Source organism: Pseudoflavonifractor sp. MSJ-30, from assembly GCF_018918045.1.
Taxonomy (GTDB): domain Bacteria; phylum Bacillota; class Clostridia; order Oscillospirales; family Oscillospiraceae; genus Faecousia.
Window position 1 is genome coordinate 1 of record NZ_JAHLPU010000022.1, and the last position, 17446, is coordinate 17446.

At 53.9% G+C, this 17446-nt stretch carries 15 protein-coding genes and 1 tRNA gene; 10 read left to right on the forward strand and 6 right to left on the reverse strand.

Going from position 1 to position 17446, the window contains the following annotated elements; all coding sequences use genetic code 11:
• Positions 1 to 2 precede the first annotated feature (2 nt).
• From KQI10_RS03085 to KQI10_RS03100, 4 genes are all read right to left on the reverse strand, one after another.
• Positions 3 to 76: transfer RNA gene (locus tag KQI10_RS03085), tRNA-Val, on the reverse strand.
• Positions 77 to 144: 68 nt separating this feature from the next.
• On the reverse strand, positions 145 to 675 hold the full coding sequence (locus KQI10_RS03090; RefSeq protein ID WP_216565944.1) for a hypothetical protein: 531 nt from the start codon (positions 673 to 675) through the stop codon (positions 145 to 147).
• 198 nt (positions 676 to 873) lie between these two features.
• Positions 874 to 1779, reverse strand: a complete 906-nt coding sequence (locus KQI10_RS03095; RefSeq protein WP_216565945.1) for an N-acetylglucosamine kinase — start codon at positions 1777 to 1779, stop codon at positions 874 to 876.
• Positions 1776 to 3254 (reverse strand): MFS transporter, encoded by a 1479-nt coding sequence (locus tag KQI10_RS03100; RefSeq protein ID WP_216565946.1) that lies wholly within the window; start codon positions 3252 to 3254, stop codon positions 1776 to 1778. Before KQI10_RS03100 ends, KQI10_RS03095 begins: the two co-directional genes overlap by 4 nt.
• Before the next feature lie 149 nt (positions 3255 to 3403).
• Here KQI10_RS03100 and KQI10_RS03105 point away from each other — a divergent pair, with 149 nt between their 5' ends.
• From KQI10_RS03105 to KQI10_RS03140, 8 genes are all read left to right on the forward strand, one after another.
• Entirely contained in the window at positions 3404 to 4414 is a 1011-nt protein-coding gene (locus tag KQI10_RS03105; RefSeq protein ID WP_253285098.1) for an FAD:protein FMN transferase, read from the forward strand.
• 144 nt (positions 4415 to 4558) lie between these two features.
• On the forward strand, positions 4559 to 5446 hold the full coding sequence (locus KQI10_RS03110) for a diacylglycerol kinase family protein (RefSeq protein WP_216565948.1): 888 nt from the start codon (positions 4559 to 4561) through the stop codon (positions 5444 to 5446).
• A 1-nt stretch (position 5447) separates the two neighbouring features.
• The gene (locus KQI10_RS03115) at positions 5448 to 5930 is read left to right on the forward strand and encodes an 8-oxo-dGTP diphosphatase (RefSeq protein WP_253285100.1); all 483 of its coding nucleotides are present in this window, start codon (positions 5448 to 5450) and stop codon (positions 5928 to 5930) included.
• 119 nt (positions 5931 to 6049) lie between these two features.
• Positions 6050 to 6517 (forward strand): C-GCAxxG-C-C family protein, encoded by a 468-nt coding sequence (locus KQI10_RS03120; protein ID WP_216565949.1) that lies wholly within the window; start codon positions 6050 to 6052, stop codon positions 6515 to 6517.
• Positions 6498 to 7004 (forward strand): hypothetical protein, encoded by a 507-nt coding sequence (locus KQI10_RS03125; protein WP_216565950.1) that lies wholly within the window; start codon positions 6498 to 6500, stop codon positions 7002 to 7004. The genes KQI10_RS03120 and KQI10_RS03125 overlap by 20 nt, the downstream gene beginning before the upstream one ends.
• Positions 7005 to 7317: 313 nt before the next feature.
• Complete coding sequence (locus KQI10_RS03130; protein WP_216565951.1) at positions 7318 to 7872, forward strand: RNA polymerase sigma factor; 555 nt, start codon at positions 7318 to 7320, stop codon at positions 7870 to 7872.
• Positions 7869 to 8738 (forward strand): hypothetical protein, encoded by an 870-nt coding sequence (locus KQI10_RS03135; RefSeq protein WP_216565952.1) that lies wholly within the window; start codon positions 7869 to 7871, stop codon positions 8736 to 8738. The genes KQI10_RS03130 and KQI10_RS03135 overlap by 4 nt, the downstream gene beginning before the upstream one ends.
• Positions 8739 to 9202: 464 nt before the next feature.
• Positions 9203 to 10273, forward strand: a complete 1071-nt coding sequence (locus KQI10_RS03140) for a lysozyme inhibitor LprI family protein (RefSeq protein ID WP_216565953.1) — start codon at positions 9203 to 9205, stop codon at positions 10271 to 10273.
• Positions 10274 to 10669: 396 nt separating this feature from the next.
• On the opposite strand, the gene uvrA is transcribed toward KQI10_RS03140, so the two are convergent.
• A complete protein-coding gene (gene uvrA / locus KQI10_RS03145) occupies positions 10670 to 13495 on the reverse strand; it encodes an excinuclease ABC subunit UvrA (protein ID WP_216565954.1) in 2826 nt (941 codons plus the stop codon).
• Positions 13496 to 13867: 372 nt separating this feature from the next.
• Positions 13868 to 15283, reverse strand: a complete 1416-nt coding sequence (pyk, locus tag KQI10_RS03150) for a pyruvate kinase (protein WP_216565955.1) — start codon at positions 15281 to 15283, stop codon at positions 13868 to 13870.
• A 260-nt stretch (positions 15284 to 15543) separates the two neighbouring features.
• Between pyk and metA the strand changes: the two genes are divergently transcribed.
• Positions 15544 to 16485, forward strand: a complete 942-nt coding sequence (gene metA, locus KQI10_RS03155; RefSeq protein WP_216565956.1) for a homoserine O-succinyltransferase — start codon at positions 15544 to 15546, stop codon at positions 16483 to 16485.
• Positions 16478 to 17422 (forward strand): D-2-hydroxyacid dehydrogenase, encoded by a 945-nt coding sequence (locus KQI10_RS03160; protein WP_216565957.1) that lies wholly within the window; start codon positions 16478 to 16480, stop codon positions 17420 to 17422. Before metA ends, KQI10_RS03160 begins: the two co-directional genes overlap by 8 nt.
• The last annotated feature ends 24 nt before the right edge of the window (positions 17423 to 17446 follow it).

Genomic DNA, 17446 nt, shown 5'->3' on the forward strand with positions numbered 1-17446 from the left:
GGTGGACGATATAGGACTCGAACCTATGACCTTCCGCACGTCAAGCGGATGCTCTAGCCAGCTGAGCTAATCGTCCATCTTCCGAAGCACACTCGGAACAGTAGGGATTATAGCGTATTTTGGAAGAAATGTCAAGCACTAATTTTAGAAATTTATGTCCGCGTCTGCCGGACTCAGGGTTTCCAGCATGGTATCCATGATCTGACGGCAGGAGTCTGGCCACGGGTAGCTGTCGGTCTGGAAGTCGGCGCTGTCCATCAGGTCCTGAGCGGTGGAACCGTACAGAATCTCATAGGTGTCCCGAATGAGAGAAAATGTTTTCGCTGTCTCCCGTGTATCCTTTCCCTGGAGCCAGGCCGTCAGAACGGAAGTCATTTCATTTTCCGTAAGGCTTGTTGCCTTGCACCAATCCAGAAGTTTTGCCGTATAGGGCACGGCGGCCATGGTGCAGCCCGCGGTTCCCGGGAACACGTTCTCCTCGATCTGATCCAGCAGCTTCGTCAGGTCCTCCTTTCCCTGGGTCTGGACAGCGGCCAGAGTGGATCTTGTCTGTGCCTCCGGCATGGTAGTGATGGTGGTAGCGGCAGGAGTGCCTCCCCGGGTCTGGCAAGCCGTCAGTCCTGCCGCCAGCAGGCAGGCCAGCAAACCGCCTCCAATTCTTTTCAAAACATCCATTCCATTTCCTCCCTATCGTTTTCGGTTGCGTCTGGTTACATAACTTTTTGTTACCGTTTGTAATTATACATTCTTTTCCGGCAAAATCAACCGGCATAAGGAAATCTTAACGCATTTTTAATATCCGCTTCCGGTTCTCTTACAAAGAAAGAGCCGCCCGCGCAACACGAGCAGCTCTTTCGCTGTCTTTTCTTCTTTTCAGCCCAGTTTTTCGGCGATTCTTACACCACCCAAGGCAGGAGACACGGTGTTGACTACCACGGGTGCCAGCTTCTCCATTGCCTCCAGGGCCTGGGCCCGGAAGCAGTCACTTTTAAACAGACCGCCGGACAGGACAATCTTTAGGTCTTTTTCGCCCTTTTCCCGCAGATTCTCCAGCATCCGTCCCGCATACAGCGTCAGGCTGTCCACGGCGCTCTGGCGCAACTTTTTGCACAGAGGGGACTCCGCTGTTTCCAGAACAATGGAGGCATAGGAGGCGATCTCGTCGCCCTTAGTCAGGTTGGACAGGCGATAGAGCATCTCTTCCCTGCCGCCGCCCTGAGGCAGCAACTTCTTTTCCACTGCCCGGAAGGTAAAGCAGTCCTCCCGGCAGCCATCCAGCCATAGGGTCATTTCCCGCAGCAGGCGGCAGCTCATCCAGTAGCCGGAGCCAAGATCCGAGAAGGAATAGTTCCAGCCGCCGATGCGCTGGGCATCGCCCTGGCTGTCGATGCCTACCACGATGGAGCCTGTGCCCGCAATCACCACCACGCCGGGAACATCCGCGGCCGCCCAGAAGGGCAGCAGGGCATCGTTGACCACTCTGGTTTTTTCCGCCAGAAATCCCGCCTGCTGGATCATGGCCTCGTAGACCACCCGATCCCCCGGCGTGTCGCAGCCGGACATGCCCCAGACGCTTCTCTGAATATGCTCTGCCCGGATACCGGAGCGCTCCATCTGGCGCACCAACTCCCGCATGTTGGCAAAAGCCGCCGCGTTGCCAACAGACTTGAAGCTGGTAGGCCCGCCATTCAAAGTCAGGACGGTCTTGCCGTTTCCGTCCGACACGCACAACTCCGTTTTGGAGCCGCCGCCATCCACACCGAGATAAAACTTGCTCATTTTTCTTTCCTTTCCCGAAGGATCCCCACGATCCGGCTGTATTCCCCTTCGTCCAGAATGTAATGTCTGCAATACAGCGCGTAAGAAATCACCATACACGCCCAGGGCAGAATGCTCATGACCACCAGCAGACCGCCGGTCTGGAAATGGGTCGCCTCCGCCACCACGGCGTCGATCTGGCTGAGCTTCTCCGCTTCCGTCACCAGGCCCTGGCTCGCCATCTGCTCCAGTTCGGAGATCCGGTTGGTATAGCCGGTCACGCCGAAGGCCAAATAACTCAGCGTGGTCACCAGCACGATCAGCGCCGATGCCAGCTTGGTCAGGAAGGGCCGAAGGGAGGCGATAATCGCCTCGTCCCGGACACCCCGTTTGTATTCGTTGTATTCCACCGTATTGAGGATGGAAATCATCATCACCAGATAGAAGCAATACTGGCCCAGGTTGGTAATCATGTAGCATAGCGTAATCAGCCAGAATTTGGCCGTACCCCCGGGCAGCAGCAACCCGCCCAGCAGCATCACGAGATAGGCGGCGCTGGCCGCGAAGACCATGTATTTCATCAGGGTCTTTCTGGGCCACTTCCGGGAAATGGCGGGGTAAAACAGCATCAGAAACGCGGTAGCCGCCACGCCGATGGTACTGAACAGAGAGTACAGCCCGCCTTCATAGCCGAAAGCAAAATAGATATAGGTAGAGCCCAGACCGCCCATGGCAAGACCGTTGCCCACCTGCTGCAGAAGAAAAATCAGGGCGATCCACAAAAGCTGGTCGTTGCCCGTCACCGTATTCCAGATTTTCCTGAAGCTGACCGGAGGCGCTGCCTCCCGCATATAACTTCTGTCCTCTCGGACGCCGAAAATGGTGAAGCAGAGAAACACCGGGCCGATGATGCAGAACATAAGCGCTACCAGTCCGTAGGCCTTCTGGGCGCTGCCGCCCAGAGTGTGGGTTCCCGTAGTCAGCATAGGCACCAGAATGCCCGCCAATGTGCTGCCCACCCCCGCAAAGAGGGTTGCCCGGGAGGTGAACTGATCCCGCACCGCACCGTCGCTTCCAAGAGAAGGGATCATGCCCCAGTAGGCAATGTCGTGCATGGTGTAAGCAATGGAATAGCAGAAATAGATTACGCCAAAGAACACCACAAAGGCCCAGCCCTGGAGCCGCACGTTGAAAGCGGCGTACACCACCACACAAGTCAGCGCGATGCCAATCAGCAGCCACGGCGTATACTTCCCCCATTTTGTGCGGGTGCGCTCAATGATATTGCCCATGATTGGGTCATTCAGAGCGTCAAATACCCGGGCAGCCACCATGATAGCGGTAATGGTCATAAGCTGTGCCGCTGTCAGCTGCCGGGTAAAGAGGACATACACCAGCAGGAAATTGGTAAACAGCTGGTAGAGCATATCCCGCCCCACGGTACCCAATGGGAACAGCCAGAGGTTTTGTTTTCGATTACGATCCGCTTCGTTCATATTCGAGCCCCTCCCGGTTCTTCTGATATGTATAATTTATTACACTTTCCGGCAAAATGCAACAGGGAAATTTGTGCCGGGCCTTTACACCCCGGTCTTTCTGGGCTATAATCACGGTTATACGTCAAGAAATGCCCTGCGAGGATATTATGAGAAAGATTTTGATTGTTTTTACCATCCTGACCCTTCTGCTATCCGGCTGTGGAAGCCGGGAAGACGGCGCCGCCTCCACCCGGTATCTGACCACCATGGACACCGTCATGACCCTGACCGCCTACGGCCCCAATCGGGAGGATGGACTGGACAAGGCCCAGGCAGAAATTCTGGCACTGAACGCCGCATTAAGCACCGGTCTCTCTGACAGCGAAATCTCCCGGCTCAACGAAAGCGGCAGCGCCGCCCTGTCCCCGGAGCCTCTCGCCCTGCTGGAGCGGGCTTTGGAGCTGTACGATTCCACGGATGGACTTTTTGACCCCAGCGTCTATCCTCTGGTAAAGCTCTGGGGCTTCTACGATAAGAATTATCATGTGCCCACAGCCGCCGAACTGGGCGAGTCTCTTTCCCGTGTTGGCGCCGACCATATCCGGATTTCCGGAAACACTGTGACCCTTGAAGACGGCCGGCAGATTGATCTGGGCGGCATCGGCAAGGGCTATGCCTCCCAGCGGGCCTGCGAGATTCTGAGAGAAGCCGGCGTGTCCTCCGCCCTGCTGAGCCTGGGGGGCAACGTCCAGTGTCTGGGCAGCAAGCCTGACGGCAGCGACTGGAATATCGGCATCCGGGATCCCTGGCAGGAAGGGGCGCTCTACGCCGCCGTCAAGGTCTCCGATCAGGCCGTTATCACCTCCGGCGGCTATGAGCGCTACTTTGAGGACCCGGACACGGGCGTTGTCTACCGCCACATTCTGGACCCCCGGACGGGCCGTCCGGCAGAAAGCGGCCTCAGTTCCGTTTCCATCGTCACAACAGACGGCACTCTGGGAGACGGCCTTTCCACAGCCCTGTATATTATGGGTCTGGAGGAGGCAACAGCCTTCTGGCGCACCCACAGCGAGGAATTTGAAATGATTCTAATCACAGATGACGGCACCTTGTACGCCACCGAGGGACTTCAAAATCGGATCTCCTCTTCCGGCAGAATTCATTTTTTGTCCCGATAAGCATGGGGCATCTGTAAGAATGCCGTAAAATTATCAATTGTAACATTTTTACGAACACTCCCCCGCCGGGCTTGCGAAGATGCGGAAATGTGCTATAATGATTTCCACACAAGTAGCGTAACATTGAATTGCGAGGGTTTTTTCATGAAAAAAATGCTTTTGGTCGTGAATCCCTATTCCGGCCAGAAAAAGGCGGCGAAGCTGCTGCCGGAGATCATTGCCATGTTCAACCGGGCAGAGTATGCCGTTCAGGTCTATATTACCGCCGGCCCCGGAGACGCCACTGTGGAGGTTGCCCGCGTGTGCCGGGACGTGGACCTGGTGGTCTGCTGCGGCGGTGACGGCACCTTCAACGAAACCCTGGCCGGAATTCTGAAAGCAGGTGTCGATACGCCCATCGGCTACATTCCCGCCGGTTCCACCAACGATTTTGCCTCCAGTCTGAAGCTCTCTTCTGATATACTGGAAGCCACTCAGGATATCATTCTCGGCTCCCCCGTTGCCTATGACGCCGGCAAATTCGGCGACCGGTACTTCTCCTATGTAGCTTCCTTCGGCGCCTTTACCCGCACCAGCTACGCAACGCCCCAAAGCATCAAAAACGCCCTGGGCCATACCGCCTATGTGCTGGAGGGCATTCAGGAGCTGTCCCAGATTCGCAAGGAACACATTAAGATGATCATTGACGGCGAAGAGGTGGAGGACGATTTCCTCTTTGGCGCTATCTGCAACTCCACCTCCGTGGGGGGCGTTCTGACTCTGGATCCCGAAATTGTAGATCTGCGGGACAACAAGCTGGAGATTCTGCTTGTCCGCGCCCCCAAGAATCTGGCGGAGATCCATGAGTGCATCGTAGCCCTGAACGCCCAGAAATACAACTGCGCCATGCTGACCTTCCGTTCCGCCACCCATATCCGCATCTTCGCTGATCCGGAGATGCCCTGGACCCTGGACGGCGAACGGGAAGAGGGCCATAGCGAGGTAGTCGTTACCCCGGAGCACCTGGCCTACCGGCTTATGAAGAGGCAGTAAAATGGGAATGCGCAACACCACGCTGTGCTATGTGACCCGGGGCGACCAGGTATTGATGCTCCACCGGGTCAAGAAAAAGAATGACATCAACCATGACAAATGGATCGGCATCGGCGGCAAATTTCTGCCGGAGGAAAGCCCGGACGAGTGCGTTCTCCGGGAAGCCTGGGAGGAAACCGGCCTGACCCTGACCTCCTGGCGCTGCCGTGGCGTGATTACTTTTCTGAACGCGGGCTGCGACGGGGAATACATGTACCTCTTCACCGCCGATGGCTTTGAAGGGGATATGCACGAATGCAATGAGGGTGATCTGGAATGGGTCGACAGGGAATTCCTCTACAGCCTGCCCATGTGGGAAGGCGACAAGATCTTCCTGGACCTTCTGTGGCAGGATGCCCCCTTTTTCCTGCTGACGTTGCGCTACCGGGACGATGTGCTGGAGGAGGCCGTTCTGAACGGCGAGGTCATTCACAGATCCATATAAGCACACATTCCAGCAGGCCAAACAGTCTGCTGGAAATTTTTTATAGGCATTGCGTTTCATCTCCTGATATGCTATAATCGATTTACATAAAACATGAAAGCAATACTGGGGGACATACAATGGACCATAGAGAATACGCGGCAGAGCTGTTCTGCCGAGGATATAACTGCGCCCAGGCTGTAACTGTCGCATTCTGTGATAAAACCGGGCTGTCTGAAGAATACGCCGCAAAGCTCGCCTGCTCCTTCGGCGGCGGTATCGGACGGCTGCGGGAAACCTGCGGCGCCGTCAGCGGCATGATGATTGTTCTGGGACTCCTGTACGGCTACAGTGAGCCGGGAAATGACACTGTCAAAATGGCGCACTATAAAGTTGTTCAGGAGCTTGCCGGAAAATTCCGGGAGCAGGCCGGAAGTCTTGTCTGCCGGGAAATTCTGAAAAATCCCCCTTCTGATCCTGTCCCCACGCCCAGGACCGCCGATTTCTACGCCAAGCGGCCCTGCGCAAGGCTCTGCTCCCTGGCGGCAGGCATTCTGGACGACTATATTGCGTCCCGGGAGGGCAGTCATGCAGACCTACATCTGTAATCAGACAAAAATACCCAAGGACCGCTGGCGTTACGGCTTCCGGTCCTCCGCCAAAACCGGCTGCGGGTGGGTGGCCGTGTACAATGCCCTGATTGAACTGGGCGAATCTCCCCTGCCCGAGACCATCATTGACGCCCTGGAGCACCAACTGCCCCTGATCAACGGCAATTTCGGCACCAACGTCCTCTCCCCTGCCATGCTGCTGAAAAAATGGGGCTACAATGTAACACTTTGCTCCGATGTCGCCAAATTCGACCAGATGTGCCGCATGTCGGACGTTGGCATTCTCTTCTACTACTGGCGCAAGGGGGCCCGCATCGGTTCTCATTTCGTCTGCGTCACCGCCGGGGAAGGCGGCTTCTATGGCTACAACACCTATTCCGACTCCCACGGGGAGGACTTTTACGGGGGCAGCCTCAGCGCCTTTCTCAAAAATCAAAAGAATTTCGGCTGTGTTCTGACCTGTGTGCGTAAACCGGCAAAATAAGAAACGGCCCTGTCTCATGCTGTAATTTCTCAGAAAAGGTGGTTTACACCGAGAATTACGCCGGGACCGGCCTCTCTTTTGGGTGAATGAATGTAGTTATGAATTGCGCAGAGAATCCCTCACACTTTTGCTGGTGTGGGGGATTTTCATAACCCAACAGTGAAGATCAGTGACGTTGCGGTGATGCTGAACGCTCAGCAGGATATGCGGTCAAAACACGTGGATACAATATTTCTTAAAAAGAGCACAACCGGAAACAAATCTCTGCGTATATAAGGGTGAAACACGCAGAGAGAATAGGAGGGCCTCTATTATGGAGGATGATCAGATCATCAAACTATACTTTGAACGCTCAGAGCAGGCGATTGAGGAAACGGACACAAAGTATGGCGGCTACTGTTACAGCATTGCTTATAATATTCTGACCAATCAAGAGGATGCCGAAGAAAGTGTTAGTGATACTTACCTGTCCGCATGGAATTCCATGCCGCCCCGGCGTCCCCCGGCACTGGCAGCGTTTCTTGGGAAAATCACCCGGAATATTTCCATTGATCGGTGGAGAAAGTACCGTGCTTTTAAGCGGGGCGAGGGTCAGATCGAAATTGCGCTGGACGAACTCAGCGAATGCGTTGGTGGGGAAAGCGCTGAAGACGCAGCTATTCGGAAAGAAATCCTGGCAAGTTTGAACCGCTTTCTTGGCACGCTGAAAGAAACGGAGCGGAGTGTATTCCTCTGCCGCTACTGGTATCTGGATTCCACCGAGGAAATCGCGGAAAAGTCTGGTTTTAGCGTCAGTAAGGTCAAGTCTATGCTATTTCGTATCCGAAAGCGGTTATATACGCAGCTGGTGAAAGAGGGATTGCTATGACAAATATGGATCTGTTGGATATTCTGGGCGGCGTACAGGGAAAATACCTATTGGAAGCACAACAGCTTCGTACAGGCGGCAGAAAACCGCATCGCCTGCGCTATATGCGGCAGCTGGCGGCAGTGATTACTCTGATTCTGATACTGACCCTATTCTTGAACACCGCTCCGGGTGTGGCAGCTGTAGAATATGTGAAAGAAAAGGTTACCAGCCTGATTGAAACCCTTTTCCCGCCTAAGAAAATGACCATAAATGTTGAGGGAATGGAGTATGCGGGCGATTACGCGGCAGATGGTGTGGAACCGGAAGTCACTGCCGAAGCACCGCAGCCGGGATTTGCAATTTATTATGATGTTGACAGCTATACGATGGAAAAAGAGGGCGATATCACCTATATTCGTCCGTATTTGAAGCCAATGACACGGAAAGAAGTACTGGAAATCTATGGGGATTCCCTTTTTTCGCTGTCCGAAGAAGAACAGGAACGGCAGATTGCTTCCCTTATGAATCCTCAGGCAGACCCCTCTCTGCCGAACTGTGAGATTGAAATTATCCATTTGGACATTCCCTATGAGCAGACAGCTTCTCAGGAACGGGCAGAATTGGAAGGTCAATGGGAGATTACGGAAGCAGTTGCCGGAAACCGAATCACGTTCTCCATGTGCAATGGTCAGGAATGGGACTCCCCCGTTGAAGTCCGGGACTACTTTTCCGACGAGCAGGGTGGCTGCTTCCGCATCACCAGTCGGTATTATCTGGAAGCAGCGGAGGGGCATGGTGTCCGGTTTGCAGCGATTGTGAATACATTTGCCGTAATTCCGCCTCAGGGAAGTGCGGACTCGATATCGAGTGATGATATGCCATAATATACCTGAGATTGTGCTTGGGATAACAGAAAACGAGCAAGCGCTCAACAACCACCCGCCGTAACCGTCAAAGCTGTGCCCGGATTGAAAGGCGTTCTCTAATATGAAACAACACTTCTACATGGTAGCAGATAGCATATGGGGCTAGCGTAACAGTGTAGGGAAGTAAATATCACAAGCAATGTTGTCTTTTTCCTGACTTCCAATGCATCACCTCTCTCTGGCCTCACTGGGAGCCACGCTCATTTTATACGCTGTCAGTTTTGTCTCTTACTATTGAAAGCTTTGACCGCTGTAGAGCGATTCCATTTTATTCAATAAGGGGGACGGTATTCAAATAACGGTCTCCTAAATTTTAATATAGATTTAATATAGAAGCGAAATCACCGAATTGTAAATTCTGAATTTCTGTGATACAATTTTTAATACGAGAACCGAGCAACTAGAATTATGGAGGCTAGAATATGAAATTACAAGTCATACCAATATGCATGACTGCACTGTTTTTATGCACTTTGTGCGGATGTAAAAATCAAGGTACGCCCTCTGTAGTTCTGGAAAGCAGGATAATAGAATCTACTGCAGCGGCGGGAACCACAGATCTTCCCCAGAATGCTTCTCAAACGGAACCAATCCAGGATGGTGTAGAAGCGCATCCTCACTATATCGCAGAGAAGGGAAAGATTGATTTCCGCTATGCGGATATTCAGGATCTTGAGTTTCAGACTTTATTGGCCACAACATGCGCATGGGTTACGATCCACGAAGATGGCAGTATTGAAGGTGTATGTGACCTGGTACTTTCGGGAGAGAACGGGGAAGACGCTCCTCTAAGTCGGGTTTATAATTCGTTTGTAGGACAGCTGGAAAATTTTCAACAGGATAGCCCCTATTTGGTAAACACCTGTATTAAGAGTCTGTCCCTTGCTGAAGTCCCTGAAGTCATACGGGTTCCGATAAAGCCTTTGGAAAACGAGTATGGGGATTTGAATGTTGGAGACGAAATACAGATTTTTTTACCTGGTGCGCCGGTTTCTGCACTCCCAGAGAGTTTTCAGCGATTGTACCTTGAAAATGGAGAGTTTGACGACTATCTCTTTTATGATGTGAATACGGAATTTGGCTTTCTTCCTGTAAATGATAAGCCTGAACTTCACAGAAAGGTATTAAAGGCAATGAAACAGGCAGAAATGTGCTACCTGGAATGTGAGAAAGAACTTTCAGCAAACAGGAATTTGTCTCAGGCTGATATAAATTCGATTATCCAGCAGGAATATGAAGCTTGGGATCAAGCATTGAATGAGGTTTGGGGAATTTTAAAGGAAATCCTCCCTAGGGATAAGATGGATGCCCTAACGCAGGTGCAGCTGCATTGGATTGCAGAAAAGGAGGCAGCCGCTGAAAAAGCCGTTGAGGAAGCTGGTGGTTCCAGTATGGCGATTACCGCCTACTACGTAACTGCACAGCGGTATACTGAAGAACGGTTGGATGAGTTGAGTAGCATTATCCTGTTAAATCTGTACCCGGAGAGATAAAGTAATCTTGAGGGGATATGTCCGATTACACAACAGGAGGATGGGCTCTTATGAAAAATTCTTTAAGCTGAGCCCACTTCCTGCTGTCTGTGTAGTGAACTACTCATCAAGAGAACAGTGAAAAATATAAGATTTTCCCGGACAACAGCCTATATGCTGTTGTCCGTTTTTTGTACGAAATGCAATTTATGCATTTCCTTCGGCTTTAATATGCCTAAATTACACTGCACTCTTTTTGTGTTGTCCAAGTAAGCGTCAAATCCCCCGCAGAGCAAAGCGTCCAAACAGGACGCAGCGTTCCGCCAGACAGCGGGCGGCAGGTTATTCCGCCTATAGGGAAGCCTGTTTGGCAGCATACTTCTTCATTTTATATGGCTCCTTACAGGCCCCCATCGCTTATTTCAGATAACTCTTCAGGTACTGTCCTGTGTAGCTCTTGGGATTTTCGGCTACTTCCTCCGGAGTTCCGCAGGCGACCAATGTTCCGCCGCCGTCGCCGCCCTCGGGACCGAGATCAATAAGATAGTCGGCGGTTTTGATCACATCCAGATTGTGCTCAATGACCAGCACGGTGTTGCCTGCATCCACCAGTTTATTGAGCACCTCAATAAGCCGGTGTACATCCGCCGCATGAAGGCCCGTGGTGGGCTCATCCAGAATATAAATGGTCCGTCCCGTGGCCGTGCGGCTCAACTCCGTTGCCAGCTTCACACGCTGGGCCTCGCCGCCGGATAGGGTGGTGCTGGCCTGGCCCAGCTTGATATAACCCAGGCCCACCTCACAGAGCATCTGGGCCTTTTTTCTGATTTTGGGAAGATTCTCAAAGAAATCCACAGCCTCTTCACAGGTCATATCCAGCACCTGGGCGATATTCTTGCCCTTGTAGAGCACCTCCAGCGTTTCCCGGTTGTACCGGGCGCCGTGGCAGACCTCGCAGGGAACGTACACATCCGCCAGGAAGTGCATCTCTATCTTCACCAGACCGTCGCCGGAGCATGCCTCGCAGCGGCCGCCCTTGACATTGAAGCTGAACCGGCCCGGGCCATAGCCCCGCATTTTGGCGTCCGCCGTAGAGGCGAACAGATCGCGGATGTCGTTGAACAGGCCGGTATAGGTAGCCGGATTGGACCGTGGTGTCCGGCCGATGGGGCTCTGGTCGATGTCAATGACCTTGTCCAGATTCTCCAGGCCCTCCACGCAGCGGCAGGCCCCCGGGCGGCACCTGGCATGGTTCAGCTTGGAGAGCAGGGTCTTGTTCAGAACCTCGTTGACCAGGCTGGATTTGCCGGAACCGGAAACACCGGTGACACAGGTCAGGGTCCCCAAGGGGATTTCCACATCGATATTTTTCAGGTTGTTCTCACTGGCCCCCCGGACCGCCAGGATCTGGCCGTTGCCGGGCCGTCTGGTTTCGGGCACGGGAATTTTTTTCTTTCCGGACAGATACTGTCCCGTAATAGACTCCGGGCAATTCAGAATATCCCGCAAAGTACCGGCCGCCACGATCTTTCCGCCGTGACAGCCCGCGCCGGGGCCAACGTCCACAATATAGTCTGCCGCCCGCATGGTGTCCTCGTCATGCTCCACAACGATCAGGGTATTGCCCAGATCCCGCAGATGCTTGAGCGTTGCCAGCAGCTTGTCATTGTCCCGCTGGTGCAGACCGATGGAGGGCTCGTCCAGGATATACAAGACTCCCATGAGGGAAGAGCCGATCTGGGTGGCCAAACGGATGCGCTGGCTTTCGCCGCCGGACAAGGTCCCCGCGCCCCGGGAAAGGGTCAGATAGCTCAGGCCCACGTCCGTCAGGAACCGCAGCCGGGATGTGATCTCCCTGATGATCTGCTGGGCGACGACTGCCATGTTGCCCTCCAGCTTCAGGTTTTCCATGAATTTCAGTTCCTGAACCACACTCATGCGGCAGAACTGCATGATATTCAGGCCGCCAACCGTCACCGCCAGAGCCAGCTCATTCAGGCGGTCTCCATGGCACTTGGGGCAGGGTGCGGTTGCCATGCACTCCTCCAGCTCCTTCCGGGCGGCGTCGGACTGGGTCTCCCGATAGCGTCGGGAAATATTGTTCAGGATTCCCTCAAAGGGCTGCTCCAACACCCCCATGCCGTTGCCCCGGTTATAGGTCATGTGCAGCTTCTCCGTGCCGGTGCCGTAGAGAATCACCTGCATGGCCTCTTTGGAAAGGGTATTGACCGGATCCGTCAGGGAGAAATGGTATTTCTGGGACAAAGCCTCGAAATACATCCGGAAAATGGAGTCCGTCCGGGCACTCTGCCAGCCGGAAGCCTGAATGGCCCCGTCAAAAATGGACTTGGTCTTGTCGGGAATCACCAGGTCTTCATCCGCAATCAGCTGAAAGCCAAGGCCCGTACAATTAGGGCAGGCACCGTTTGGATTGTTGAAGGAGAACATCCGCGGCTCCAGCTCCGTCAGGCTGATGCCGCAATCCTCGCAGGCGTAATTCTGGGAGAAGCTCAGCTCCTGGTCCTCCTTGGGCAGTTGGATGGTCACAAGGCCCCCGGAATGGGTACAGGCCGTTTCAATAGAGTCCGTCAGACGGCGGCGCAGCCCTTCCTTCAGCACCAGACGGTCCACCACCAGCTCAATGGTGTGCTTCTTGTTCTTTTCCAGCTTGATCTCTTCCGTCAGATCGTAGAGAATGCCGTCTGCCCGCACCCGGGCGAAGCCCTGCTTCCGGGCATCCTCCAGAACCTTCACATGCTCGCCCTTTTTGCCCCGAATCACCGGAGAGAGAACCACGAAACGAGTCCCCTCCCCCAGAGCCTCCACCCGGTCCACAATCTGGTCGATGGTCTGGCGGCGGATCTCCTTGCCGCACTTGGGGCAATGGGGAATACCCACCCGGGCCCAGAGCAGACGCAGGTAGTCATATATTTCCGTTACCGTGCCCACTGTAGACCGGGGGCTTTTGGACGTTGTCTTCTGGTCAATGGAAATGGCGGGCGACAGGCCGTCAATGGAATCCACATCCGGCTTGTCCATCTGGCCCAAAAACTGCCGGGCATAGGAACTCAGGCTCTCCACATACCGCCGCTGTCCCTCGGCATAGATGGTATCAAAGGCCAGACTGGATTTACCGGACCCGCTGAGGCCGGTAAAGACCACCATTTTATCTCTTGGGATCTCCAGATCCACGTTTTTCAGGTTGTTTTCCCGGGCGCCCCGGACAATGATCTTATCGTTCATAGACTGCCTCGCTTTTCGTATATCTCATGATTCCGGACATGTCCGGAATTCTTGCGGTCACCAGCTTATTATACCACATTCTTTTTCAATTCACAACCTGTTTCCAAACGAAAATTCGCATTAAAAATACATGTTTTGTTTATGTTTTTCCGGTTCTCCGGTCAAACGCTCCGGGTAATTGATAATATCTCCGCACGTAATCCCCTTGGGGCCGTAGTCTCAGGCTCGGCGGCGGCAGGAGCGGACACAGTCCCAAACAGGCAGACAGCGCACGGCAGCGGAAGCGTGTCGCCGCCCGTCATAATTCAGCGTGAAAAAGCCTCCCGGCATATGACCGGAAGGCTTTTCGGTTATCTGGTTTTGTCCTGGCTATCAGCCAACCTTCTCCACCTTGATGGTGTTGGTGTTGCCGGTCTTGCCATTGATAGGGCCGCCGGTGAGGACAACGCAGTCGCCCTTCTGAAGATTCAGGTACTTCTTGGCATTTTCCAGCCCATAGTAGAACATGACATCCATAGAGCTGAATTCATTGGCCAAAACCGGGGTGACGCCCCAGCTCAGGTTCAGCTTCCGCCAGGCTTTTTCGTCGACGGTCATGCCGATGATATCGGTGGGGCAACGGAAGCGGCTGACCATCCGCGCAGTCTTACCGGAGACGGAGCAGACCACAATGGCCTTGGCATTCACGTCGATGGCCATGGCACAGGTGGCGTGGGAAATGGCATCCAGGTTGTTGTTGATCCGGAAGTCGTACTTATAGAAGCGGTCCTTGTAGCCGGTGTGCTCCTCGGTAAACTCCGCAATCTGAGCCATGGTGCTGACGGCTTCCACGGGGTACTTGCCCGCGGCGGACTCGCCGGAGAGCATAATGGCGGAAGTTCCGTCATAGACAGCGTTGGCCACATCGGAGATCTCCGCTCTGGTGGGCCGGGGGTTCTGAATCATGGATTCCAGCATCTCGGTTGCGGTAATGACCCGCTTGCCCAGCAGACGGCACTTGTGGATCAGGCGCTTCTGAATGGCGGGAACTTCCACAAAGGGAATCTCCACACCCAGGTCGCCTCTGGCGACCATGACACCCTCACAGGCCTCGCAGATTTCCTCCACATTGTCCACGCCGGCGCGGTTCTCAATTTTAGCGATAATCTCGATCTGGCTGCCGCCGTTCTCATCCAGGAAGGAGCGAATATCCAGCACATTCTGCTTATTGGAAACAAAGGATGCTGCCACAAAATCCATATCGTTCCGGATGCCAAAGAGCAGGTCTGCCTTGTCCGCTTCGCTGAGGAAGGGACCGGTCATGACCTTATTGGGGAAGGACATACTCTTGCGGTTGGACAGCTCGCCGCCCACAACGCACTTACAGACAGCATCGCTGCCCTGGAGTTTTTTGACCTCAAAAATTACCAAACCGTTATTGACCAGAATTCTGTCCCCTACAGACAGATCCTTTACCAGGCCTTTATAATTGACAGAGACACGGGTCTCATCGCCCTCGACCTCGTCCACCGTAAACGTGAAGGTGTCGCCTGCAGCAACCGTGACCTTGCCGTCCTTGAAGGTGCGGATACGGTACTCCGGACCCTTGGTATCCAGCATGATTGCCAGGGGAAGGCCCAGCTCCTGCCGCACCTGCTTGATCAGATCAATTTTCTTCTGCTGCTCCTCATGGGTGCCATGGGAGAAGTTCAGCCGGGCCACGTTCATACCGGCCTGGCACATTTTTTTCAGAGTCTCGGCATTTTCAGAAGCCGGACCGATGGTGCAGATGATTTTCGTTTTCCGCATAAAGCATCGCTCGCTTTCTTTTGTTTTATTTTAGATATCTCAGTTCTGAGGTATTATAGCACATCTCATTTCCCGTTTCAATCGTTCCAAAAGAAAATATTTTCATATCAAATCCCCATGTTTTTGAAACTTTTTTCAAAAAATTTGTATCGATTCATTTTTATTCACTGGAGTCGGCGGACCGACCTTCTGTTGTACTGGATTTTTGAGCGCAGCTATGATATATTATACAAAACAGACACGCACCCAGGAGGAACCCCATGCCCATTCAAATTCCCAACGATTTGCCCGCCGCCGGTGTCCTGCAGCAGGAGAACATTTTTGTCATGCGCCAGACCAGGGCCGTTCGTCAGGATATCCGTCCGCTGGAGATCCTGCTGCTGAACCTGATGCCGACCAAGATTGTCACAGAGACCCAACTCAGCCGTCTGCTTGGCAACACGCCGCTGCAGGTGCATCTGGAGCTGATTCACACCACTTCTCACACATCCAAAAACACATCCGCTGACCATCTGCTGTCCTTCTATAAAACCTTTGACGAAGTAAAGGACCGGAAATTCGACGGAATGGTCATCACCGGTGCCCCTGTGGAACAGCTGCCCTTTGAAGAGGTGGACTACTGGCCGGAGCTGTGCCAGATCATGGAGTGGAGCAAGACCCATGTCCACTCCACCTTCCACATTTGCTGGGGCGCTCAGGCGGGTCTTTACTACCACTATGGCATTCAGAAGCATGACCTGCCCCGGAAGCTCTTCGGAGTCTTTGCCCATACGGCAGACTACAAAAAGGCCATTTTGCTTCGGGGCTTTGACGATATTTTCTATGCTCCCCACTCCCGGCACACCACCGTCTACCGGCAGGACATTGAAAAGCACCCCGAGCTGCGGATTCTGGCCTCCTCTGAAGAGGCAGGCGTCTATGCCCTTATGACCAAGCACGGGCGGCAGATTTTCGTGACCGGCCACGCGGAATACGACCCGGACACTCTGGAAAAAGAGTACCTGCGGGACAAAAATCAGGGGCTCCCCATCCAGATACCCGCCCACTACTATCCGAACGACGACGATACTCAGCCTCCCATGGTCCGCTGGCGGAGCCACGCAAACCTTCTGTTCTCCAACTGGCTGAACTACTTCGTCTACCAGACCACACCATACGACATCATGACCATCGGTAAAACAGGAGGAACGGAAGATGCATGAAATACTAGTAACCATTCCAACCCAGCCCCGTCACCGGGAAATGCTGGAAAGAATTGCGCCGGAAGCCCATTTCGCCTATGACATGAAGCCTGCGGAGACATCTGTAGAGAATGCGGACATCATTCTGGGAAATGTCCCCCCCGCCATGCTGAAAAACGCCCCAAAGCTGCGGTGGATCCAGCTGAACACCGCCGGGACAGACGGCTATCCGGAGGTCCTGCGGGAAGGGTGCCTGCTGACCAACGCCACTGGCGCCTACGGACTCGCCATCTCGGAGCATATGCTGGCCATGCTGCTGGAGCTGATGAAAAAGCTGAATCTCTATGGGCGCAACCAGCAGGCGCATTTGTGGCGGGATGAAGGCACCGTCACCTCCATCCATGGCTCCAGGACACTGGTCGTAGGTCTGGGCAATCTGGGCGGCGAATTTGCCAAGCGGATGCATCTGCTGGGAAGCACCGTCACCGGCATTCGCCGCAGCAAAGGGCAGAAGCCGGAATATCTGGACGCTCTCTATCAGATGGACAGTCTGGACATCTGCCTGAAGGACGCGGACATCGTCGCCTCCTGTCTGCCCGGAGGGGCAGACACCACCCATGTTTTCAACGCCGAAACCTTCGCCAAAATGAAGCCCGGCGCCTATTTCCTGAACGTAGGCCGGGGATCCGCGGTGGATTCCTACGCGCTGGCTGACGCTCTGAACAGCGGCCATCTGGCAGGCGCCGGATTGGATGTAACAGAGCCGGAGCCCCTGCCGAAGGACCATCCCCTGTGGGACGCCAAAAATCTGGTGCTGACGCCCCATGTCTCCGGCTGGTACCATCTGCCGGAGACCCACGAGCGAATTCTGGGCATTGCCGCGGAAAATCTGAATGCCTTTCTGGCAGGAACGCCTCTGCGGAATCAGATTGATCTGAAAACCGGGCGAAAAATCTGAAAATGCGTTAAAAATGCCCCTTGC

Excerpts from the sequence above, each read along its gene's own strand:
- pyk (WP_216565955.1), bottom strand. The coding sequence starts at position 15,283 with ATGCGGAAAACGAAAATCATCTGCACCATCGGTCCGGCTTCTGAAAAT.
- KQI10_RS03115 (WP_253285100.1), top strand. The coding sequence starts at position 5,448 with ATGGGAATGCGCAACACCACGCTGTGCTATGTGACCCGGGGCGACCAG.
- KQI10_RS03105 (WP_253285098.1), top strand. The coding sequence starts at position 3,404 with ATGAGAAAGATTTTGATTGTTTTTACCATCCTGACCCTTCTGCTATCC.
- metA (WP_216565956.1), top strand. The coding sequence starts at position 15,544 with ATGCCCATTCAAATTCCCAACGATTTGCCCGCCGCCGGTGTCCTGCAG.
- KQI10_RS03110 (WP_216565948.1), top strand. The coding sequence starts at position 4,559 with ATGAAAAAAATGCTTTTGGTCGTGAATCCCTATTCCGGCCAGAAAAAG.
- KQI10_RS03100 (WP_216565946.1), bottom strand. The coding sequence starts at position 3,254 with ATGAACGAAGCGGATCGTAATCGAAAACAAAACCTCTGGCTGTTCCCA.
- KQI10_RS03095 (WP_216565945.1), bottom strand. The coding sequence starts at position 1,779 with ATGAGCAAGTTTTATCTCGGTGTGGATGGCGGCGGCTCCAAAACGGAG.
- KQI10_RS03135 (WP_216565952.1), top strand. The coding sequence starts at position 7,869 with ATGACAAATATGGATCTGTTGGATATTCTGGGCGGCGTACAGGGAAAA.
- uvrA (WP_216565954.1), bottom strand. The coding sequence starts at position 13,495 with ATGAACGATAAGATCATTGTCCGGGGCGCCCGGGAAAACAACCTGAAA.
- KQI10_RS03160 (WP_216565957.1), top strand. The coding sequence starts at position 16,478 with ATGCATGAAATACTAGTAACCATTCCAACCCAGCCCCGTCACCGGGAA.
- KQI10_RS03130 (WP_216565951.1), top strand. The coding sequence starts at position 7,318 with ATGGAGGATGATCAGATCATCAAACTATACTTTGAACGCTCAGAGCAG.
- KQI10_RS03090 (WP_216565944.1), bottom strand. The coding sequence starts at position 675 with ATGGATGTTTTGAAAAGAATTGGAGGCGGTTTGCTGGCCTGCCTGCTG.
- KQI10_RS03120 (WP_216565949.1), top strand. The coding sequence starts at position 6,050 with ATGGACCATAGAGAATACGCGGCAGAGCTGTTCTGCCGAGGATATAAC.
- KQI10_RS03125 (WP_216565950.1), top strand. The coding sequence starts at position 6,498 with ATGCAGACCTACATCTGTAATCAGACAAAAATACCCAAGGACCGCTGG.
- KQI10_RS03140 (WP_216565953.1), top strand. The coding sequence starts at position 9,203 with ATGAAATTACAAGTCATACCAATATGCATGACTGCACTGTTTTTATGC.